Source organism: Chitinophaga sp. (assembly GCF_036566945.1).
Taxonomy (GTDB): Bacteria; Bacteroidota; Bacteroidia; order Chitinophagales; family Chitinophagaceae; genus Chitinophaga.
Window position 1 is genome coordinate 1 of the sequence record NZ_DATCVJ010000272.1, and the last position, 8,449, is coordinate 8,449.

Below are 8,449 nucleotides of genomic sequence, written 5' to 3' on the forward strand. Positions count from 1 at the left end.
TGGCGGACTCGATATTTTCTATTCCCGCCGGCAATCGGATGGCAGCTGGGGCCCCGCCACTAACCTGGGTTACCCGATCAATACCATCGATGAAGATGCCTCCCTGGTAGTGGAAGCCGATGGTAAAACCGCCTATTTCGCCTCCGATCGTTCTGATACGCGCGGCGCCCTCGATATATATCGGTTTGAACTGTATCCGGAAGCCCGCCCACAACAAACACTGTATGTAAAAGGTTTCGTGTATGATACCCTCACGCATGCACGCTTAGCCACCAGCATCGATATCATAGATCTGCAGGGCGGCTATAGCATCGCCACCGTAAAAACCAACGACAACGGCGATTACCTCGCACCATTGCCTGTAGGAAAGGATTACGCCATGCACGTAAATAGAAAAGGCTATCTCTTCTACTCCGATAATTTTTCGCTGAAAGATCATAATCCGGGTGTGCCGTTCGAAAAAAATATTCCTTTGCAACCACTCGCTGCCAATGCCAGCATAGTATTGCATAATATCTTCTTCGACAGCAAACAATACACCCTGAAACCTGCATCGGTTACCGAACTGAATAAGCTGGTTAATTTATTACAGGATAATCCAACTATTAAAATTGAAATTGCCGGATATACAGATAATGTAGGAACAGATAAAGACAATCAGCTACTTTCTGAAAACCGCGCCAAATCAGTAGTGAAATATTTAACAGAGAAAGGTATTGGAGCGGCTCGTCTTGCGGCCAAAGGCTATGGCGAAAGGGATCCGATTGCTACCAATGATACCGAAGAAGGGCGAGGGGAAAACAGACGCACGGTGTTTAGGATAATTAGTTTGTAACGCCGCCTGTAATCGGGTATGGCCAGGGCATCGCAGCTGACCAAGTGAAGTAAGGAATACCATCTCAACGTGGAATAATACGGCACCCGATTGGGTACTACATGTTTCCAACCCAAAAACATAAAGGCCGCAAAGCAGTATTTACCTGCACTTTGCGGCCTTTTTATATTTTCGTCAGTACCGGGTAATCACGAAAGAATCAGGTGCAATTTCATGGGCTTGAGAATAATCGCATAAACGAAATTTCTCTCCATCAGGCACCGGATAAAAATTACTACTATTTAGTATTTTTTTAACCTGCTTTTCATGATAGCGTCCTTCTGTGAAGGAGTCAGCTTATATTGAAAGTTATACAACGCGCCTTCCCAATCACCGTACATCGGATTAGGTAGTACAATGAAGCGACTACCGAAGCTGGCAGCGGATTGGAGCGCTGCAGCATTTCTTTCATCCGCCGGTTTTTTATCGAAGATGGCGGCAAAGTCACCGAGGTTGTCGCCAAACAACATCACGATATCATATTGCTGTAGCACTTGTTGTCTGCGGGGTTCTTTACCAGAGGTAGTTGTTTTCAGCAACAGGTGCTGATCATCTGCATCCGGGAATTGGTATTGCTGCAGGTTTTGCAGGGTTACCGCTCTTTCACTTTCTGCGCGGTTGGTAATATAAAATACTTTTACGCCTTTGGAAGCAGCATACTTAAAAAATGCCGGAGCACCGGGAACCGTATCCGCAGCGGCTTTGGCAGTCCACTCCATCCAGCTTTTATCATCATATCCTTTGCCGGCCAATGCCTGATGTACCGAGTAGGGACTGTTGTCCAGTACTGTTTCATCGATATCTGTTACCACGGCCAACGGTTTGCTGCCTTTAGCAGCGAGGTATTGATCCAGTCTTAATGCCGCCAGCTGATATGCCTGCAGGCACAGGGCTTTGTATTCGCCTGATTGTTGCTGCCACAAAGCAGCCCAGGCCGGACCACCCGGAATCAGTGTGGTATCGCTGCTTTTTTCCGCTACTGGTTGGGTAGTTTTACAGGCAAACAATCCGAATATCAGCACACCTGTCAATAGCCATTTCATCTTCATAAAATTATCCGTTAGTGGCTGCAAAAATAATTCATGGAACCGACAATAAGTGCCATGAGAAAATTGTAAATTATGCGAAAATATTGTTTGTTATGCCCCAGGAATTAATGTATCAGATAGCATTAACCCGTATTCCCCTGATTGGCGATGTAATCATTAAAAAGCTGCTGGAACATTTTGGCAGTGCCGGCAACATATTCAAAGCCAAAAAATATGAATTGGAGAAAATTGAGACGGTGGGCACCATCCGGGCGGCCGCGCTTTGCAATTTTCATGATTTCGCGCCTATTACCGAGGAAATTGACTTCCTGGAAAAATTCAGGATACAGCCGTTGTTTTGTACCGATCCAGGATACCCACAGCGGCTGCTTCATTGTTATGACAGCCCAGCTATGCTGTACTATAAAGGCAATGCCACCTTAAATCCATCCCGGATAGTGAATATTGTGGGCACCCGGCATCCTTCTGCTTACGGGCGGGCGGTATGTGAAACGCTGGTAAAGGAGCTCGCTGCCGCCGGCATTACCATCGTAAGCGGGTTGGCTTATGGAATTGATATTATCGCCCATAAAACTGCCTTAAAAGAGCAAACGCCGACCATTGGTGTGCTGGCACATGGACTGGACCGTATCTATCCGCCGGCGCATAAGCAGGTGGCGGTGGAAATGCTGGAGCAGGGAGGGCTGCTGACCGACTTTATGAGCCGGACGCTGCCGGACAAGCAGAATTTCCCCAAGCGCAACCGGATTGTAGCTGGCATCTGCGATGCTACGATCGTGATTGAGAGCGGGCTTCGGGGCGGTTCCCTTATCACTGCGGATCTGGCCAATGGCTACAACCGCGATGTAATGTGCATTCCCGGCAGGTTGCATGATCCTCAGTCGGCCGGTTGCAATCACCTGATCAAAAATAATAAAGCGGCGCTCCTCACCGGTGCGGCCGATGTACTGGAGCTGATGGGCTGGCAGGAAACCCCGCCTGCCGCGCCAGATGTGGTACAACCCGGGCTGTTCCCGGAATTAACCCCGGATGAACAGCTGATTATGTCACTTTTCCGGGAAAAGTCGCGGCGGCACCTGGAAGAATTATACCTGCAAACCCATTTATCAGGTAGCCAGGTGGCCAGCGCAGTGTTTAACCTGGAAATGCAAAGTATGCTTCGCAGCCTGCCCGGACAGCTCTACGAGCTGATTTAGCGGGTGTTTGTTAATGATTAATTAACAGGCTAGCCCTACCGGCTAGCCGCGATTATTTTATTTATTGCGTAATAAGGTGTACATTTGCGTGCAATTATTTTTTAACTGATTAATAGTTGCATCATGCCTGCGGGAAAATCTAAACCCAAATTTGTAGCTGACGGACTTACATTCGATGATGTGCTCCTGGTACCGGCCTACTCTGAAGTTCTGCCTAAAGAAGTAAATCTCTCTACGCAATTAACAAAAAACATACGTCTGAATATACCAATGGTATCTGCAGCGATGGATACTGTTACGGAAGCCACGCTGGCTATTGCATTGGCGAGAGAAGGCGGAATAGGTATTCTCCACAAGAACATGAGCATCGAACGACAAGCCGAAATGGTGAGACGCGTAAAGCGTAGTGAAAGCGGTATGATCATAGACCCCGTAACCCTCAAAGTAGACGCCACTATCGGTGAAGCGTTAAGACTGATGAAGGAAAACGGTATCGGTGGCATTCCCATTATCGATGATAACAATAAACTGGTAGGTATCCTCACCAACAGAGACTTACGGTTTGAAAAGAATAAAAAACGCCTTGTAAAAGAGGTAATGACCAGCGAAAACCTGATCACTGCACCAGAAGGCACTGACCTGAAAAAGGCAGAAAAAATTCTCCAGCAATATAAAATCGAAAAATTACCGGTTGTTAATAAACAGGGTAAACTGGCAGGGTTGATCACTTACCGTGATATTCTGCAGTTGACCAGCTATCCAAACGCTGTAAAGGACGAATTTGGCCGTTTACTCGTAGGTGCTGCACTGGGTATCACCGCTGATCTGCTGGATCGCGCACAGGCACTTATTAACGTAGGTGTGGATGTAGTTTGCCTGGATAGCTCCCATGGTCATTCTATTGCGGTATTAAACAACCTGAAAAAATTAAAGAAAGCTTTCCCTAAACTGCAGGTGATTGCTGGTAACGTAGCTACTGCGGAAGGTGCGCTGGCACTGGCACAGGCAGGTGCTGATGCGGTAAAAGTAGGAGTAGGACCTGGTTCTATCTGTACTACCCGTATTGTAACCGGCGCTGGTTTCCCTCAGCTGTCTGCTGTAATGGAAGCTGCTGATGCACTGAAGAAACTGGGTATCCCGGTGATTGCAGATGGTGGTATCCGTTATACAGGTGATATGGTAAAAGCTCTCGCAGCAGGTGCTTCTACCATCATGGCCGGATCTATTTTCGCAGGTGTGGAAGAAAGCCCCGGAGAAACTATCATCTACGAAGGACGTAAATTTAAATCGTACCGTGGTATGGGTTCTATTGAAGCCATGCAGGAAGGTAGTAAAGACCGTTACTTCCAGGATGAAGATGATATTAAGAAACTGGTACCGGAAGGTATTGTAGGCCGTGTTCCATACAAAGGCATGCTGTCTGAAATAGTGCAGCAGTTTGTTGGTGGCTTACGTGCAGGTATGGGTCTTACCGGTTCTAAAGACATCAAAACATTACAGGCCGCACAATTTGTAAAAATTACTGCAGCTACTGTAAAAGAAAACCACCCGCATGATGTGGTCATCACCAAGGAAGCACCTAACTATAGCAGATAAAAGAATTACGAATTACGGATCACAGCGAAGATAAGCGAGGTGCTGACATTAAGATAAAACGAACGCCTGGTACTAAAGTGCCGGGCGTTTTTGTTTTCAGGTATTCCACGCTTATCTTCGCTGTGATCCGTCGTAACTCGTAATTTGTAATTCGTAATTTTTTAATGAAAAAGCCTTACCTGCTGTTAAGTATTCTGAGTGGTTTGATATTCTGGCTGGCATGGCCTACAATGCCGCTTACGCCGCTTATTTTCGTTGCATTTACCCCATTATTATATATCAGCGAAAAGGTGCAGCATCGCTGGAAATATTTCGGACTTGTTTTCAGTGCCTTCCTGGTATGGAACGTAGCCTCTACCTGGTGGGTAGGTAATACTACCTTGCCTATGAGCGGTGTATTCGCCAACTGCTTTAATGCATTACTCATGAGCATTCCCTGGCTGGGCTTTAAAAATACCCGGAGAAAATTACCGGAACCGGTAGCTTACTTTGCTTTGATCGTATATTGGTTAACGTTTGAATATATTCATCAAACCTGGGAATTCAGCTGGCCATGGCTGGTACTGGGACATGCTTTTGCACTGCGCCCGGGATGGATTCAATGGTACGAATATACCGGTACCAGCGGTGGCACCTTCTGGGTGTTATGTGCCAATATTCTTATTTATAACGTGTGGAAACGGGCTCGCCTATACGATTTTTCGTGGCCACAGATTTTACGCGAAATATGGAAGCCGGCCGTAGTAATTGGTGTGCCCTTAATCATTTCTGCGTTTATTGCGCCCACACCGGATGATCCCACGCGGAAAACGGAAGTAGTGATTGTACAACCCAATATAGATCCCTATGATGAAAAATTCAGTGCAGGATCTGCGATGGATCAACTGGGGAAATTCTTGAAACTTTCTGAACAAAAAGCAGACAGTAACACCCGTTATATTATCTGGCCGGAAACCGCGTTGTTTCCACAGGGCGCCTGGGAAAGTGAGTTGAACTATCAGCCCGAGGTGGTAGCTATCCGGGAAATGCTGCGCAAATACCCAAAAGCAAAACTGATTAGTGGCGCTGCTACCCTCAAACATTACAGCAGCACAGACGAGATCCCTGCTACCGCAAGAGTGCTGAATGATGGCACCCGTTGGGATGCGTATAACAGTGCTGTGCAGATAGATACTTCCAAAAGCATACAGGTATATCATAAATACGAACTGGTACCAGGTGCAGAACTGGTCCCTTACGTGCGTTACCTCTCGTTCATGCAAAGCGTGGCGCTGGATTTCGGGGGTATTTCAGGCAGCTACGGTCGTATGCCCGGCGTGGAAATGTTTACCAGTCCGGCAGACAGCGTGAACGTGTTTCCGGTAATCTGTTATGAATCAGTGTTTAGTAATTATATGGCTTCGCATATTAAACCCGGCGCCAATTTATTAGTCATTATCACCAACGACGGATGGTGGGGCAATACCGAAGGTCACCGGCAGCATTTGCAATATGCGCGGATACGTGCCATTGAAACCCGACGTTGGATAGCACGCTGCGCAAATACCGGTATATCAGCCGTTATCGATCCGGCGGGTAATATTCATCAACCGCAGCCCTATTGGCAGCAAGCTGTTTTTCAGGCAACTGTAACACCGAGGACGGATATTACGTTCTATGTAAAAAATGGAGATCTGGTGTCGAAAGCAGCATTAATATTTTGTATCTTGTTCCTTGTACATGCTTTTATTTCACGATTCATTCCCGGTTTAAAACATGCGGAAATCAATCAATAACGGAAACATCACCTGGTTAGATGAGGGCCAGGGCGCAACGATAGTGCTTATACATGGCTTTGCAGAAAATTCAGCACTTTGGGACATACAAACTACGCAGCTTAAAACCCGCTATCGCGTCATCATTCCGGACTTGCCGGGAACCGCAGTAGTGCCGCTTTCCACGCCACTGACCATTGAATCCATGGCGGAGTACGTATATGCGATCCTGTTAGCAGAAAACATCTCTGATGCAGTCATTATTGGTCACTCGATGGGTGGCTATATTGCACTGGCATTAGCAGAAAAATATCCTTCCGGGTTGAAAGGACTTGGACTTTTTCATTCTACTGCCAAAGCGGATAATGAGGAGAAAAAAGAAGGCAGACGAAAATCCATTAAACTAATGGAACAATATGGGGCGGATACATTTTTACGGCAAACATTGCCGAATATGTTTAGTCCTGCCACCAAAAGTACACTGCCGGCTGAAATAGAAGCCTATGTAAAAATGGGCATGGAATGCCAGCTTCCGGCGCTGGTAGCGTACTATGAGGCAATGGCTGCCCGTCCGGACAGAACAGATGTACTGAAAGCCCTTCGGGTACCAGTATTATTTATGATCGGGAAAGATGATAATGCAGTGCCGCTGGATAACGTGTTACCGCAAATAACTTTACCGCGGGTCAGCAGCATACATATTTTTGAAAATGTGGGCCACATGGGTATGTGGGAAGTAGCAACAGAAAGTAATGTGATATTGGAGCAGTTCATAGCATTTTGTCAACTATCATCATAAAAATCGCATGTTTTGAAAAAACTACTTGCCATCCTGTTATGCATGGTGTGTGCCCTGGTGGCGCAGGCCAGTCATATAATAGGTGGGCAGGTATACTATAAGTTTGTAAGCCAGAATGGTAACATGCTTACCTATACGATCACCCTGAAATTATATCGTATATGCGGTACGGGCCCCCGGATAGCCAAAATGCCGGATGCCGTTTATCTTTCCGCTTTTGATAAAAGTAATTACAGCAGGCTGGCCGACTACAAAATAACCCGTACGGCTTTTGAAGAAAAAAATCTGGCGCAGATAGATCCCTGTATTGTGAATCCTCCCGTGATCTGTTACCAGATAGGCACGTACACCACCAATATTACCGTTCCTTCCAACAACGAAGGCTACACGATTGCCTTTCAGAGTTGCTGCCGCGATCCGTTCATGCTAAATATAGTAGCAGACCCAATCCCCAACAGTCCTGATTATGGCACCGGTGCAACGTATTATAATGACATCCCGGGACTGAATAGTGAGGCACAACAGAACTCCAGCCCGTTGTTCAATAAGGAAGAAGCCACGCTGGTATGTGCGGATAAAAAATTTACCTATGACTTCTCTGCATCAGATTCCGACAAGGATTCGCTGGTGTATGAATTCTGTAATGCCTTCAAAGGCGGAGCACTCACCGGCGACGACAATGTGCCTCCTCCTGCAGCAAATCCATTGTATAGTTCTGTTACCTACAAAGCTCCCTTTAGTGGCGGCGGCCCGCTGGGACCCACTGTGCAGATAGATCCCAAAACCGGGATCATTTCGGGCATTGCTCCCGCAGCAGGCAAATATGTGGTGACGGTATGTGTAAATGAATATCGCAAGGGTAAACTGATCGGCGTTCTGCGTAAAGATTTTCATATTAACGTAACTACCTGTGTAAAACAGGTAACGGCTTCTATGCCTGATAAATATAACGACTGCAGCAGTTTAACCGTCACCTTTACCAATAACAGTACACTTGGTAAACCCTACTTCTGGGACTTTGGAGATGGTACTACGCTGAACACGACCAGTGCGGATCCTTTCACACATACTTACGCAAAGGAAGGTTTATATACCGTAAAAATGTGGGTAGATAAAAACAGTAATTGTGGTGACAGTGCTATTGCGCTCGTATATGCGTATCCGATATTAAAACCGGCGTT

7 protein-coding genes are annotated in these 8,449 nt (G+C 46.5%); 6 read left to right on the top strand and 1 reads right to left on the bottom strand.

Features of this window, described 5'->3' with window-relative positions; translation table 11 throughout:
* Window positions 1-835, top strand: an 835-nt coding sequence (locus tag VIP81_RS07945) for an OmpA family protein (protein WP_331958165.1), incomplete at its 5' end; no start/stop codon positions are given.
* A gap of 281 nt (window positions 836-1,116) precedes the next feature.
* Here the strand turns inward: VIP81_RS07945 and VIP81_RS07950 are convergent.
* Complete coding sequence (locus VIP81_RS07950) at window positions 1,117-1,917, bottom strand: 5'-nucleotidase, lipoprotein e(P4) family (RefSeq protein ID WP_331958167.1); 801 nt, start codon at window positions 1,915-1,917, stop codon at window positions 1,117-1,119.
* 98 nt (window positions 1,918-2,015) lie between these two features.
* Between VIP81_RS07950 and dprA the strand changes: the two genes are divergently transcribed.
* The 5 genes from dprA to VIP81_RS07975 all read left to right on the top strand — a co-directional run.
* Window positions 2,016-3,119, top strand: coding sequence for a DNA-processing protein DprA (gene dprA / locus VIP81_RS07955; protein ID WP_331958169.1), 1,104 nt, complete (start codon window positions 2,016-2,018; stop codon window positions 3,117-3,119).
* A 123-nt stretch (window positions 3,120-3,242) separates the two neighbouring features.
* Window positions 3,243-4,715, top strand: a complete 1,473-nt coding sequence (gene guaB, locus VIP81_RS07960; RefSeq protein ID WP_331958171.1) for an IMP dehydrogenase — start codon at window positions 3,243-3,245, stop codon at window positions 4,713-4,715.
* 164 nt (window positions 4,716-4,879) lie between these two features.
* Window positions 4,880-6,490: an apolipoprotein N-acyltransferase gene (lnt, locus tag VIP81_RS07965; protein WP_331958173.1), complete on the top strand. Its 1,611-nt coding sequence runs from the start codon at window positions 4,880-4,882 to the stop codon at window positions 6,488-6,490.
* Window positions 6,471-7,268: an alpha/beta hydrolase gene (locus VIP81_RS07970; protein ID WP_331958175.1), complete on the top strand. Its 798-nt coding sequence runs from the start codon at window positions 6,471-6,473 to the stop codon at window positions 7,266-7,268. The genes lnt and VIP81_RS07970 overlap by 20 nt, the downstream gene beginning before the upstream one ends.
* A 12-nt stretch (window positions 7,269-7,280) precedes the next feature.
* Window positions 7,281-8,449: PKD domain-containing protein (locus VIP81_RS07975; RefSeq protein WP_331958177.1), on the top strand; the 1,169-nt coding region annotated here is incomplete at its 3' end.

Bases quoted from the DNA above. Each gene is read 5' to 3' on its own strand.
- VIP81_RS07950 (WP_331958167.1), bottom strand. From the start codon at position 1,917: ATGAAATGGCTATTGACAGGTGTGCTGATATTCGGATTGTTTGCCTGT.
- dprA (WP_331958169.1), top strand. From the start codon at position 2,016: ATGCCCCAGGAATTAATGTATCAGATAGCATTAACCCGTATTCCCCTG.
- guaB (WP_331958171.1), top strand. From the start codon at position 3,243: ATGCCTGCGGGAAAATCTAAACCCAAATTTGTAGCTGACGGACTTACA.
- lnt (WP_331958173.1), top strand. From the start codon at position 4,880: ATGAAAAAGCCTTACCTGCTGTTAAGTATTCTGAGTGGTTTGATATTC.
- VIP81_RS07970 (WP_331958175.1), top strand. From the start codon at position 6,471: ATGCGGAAATCAATCAATAACGGAAACATCACCTGGTTAGATGAGGGC.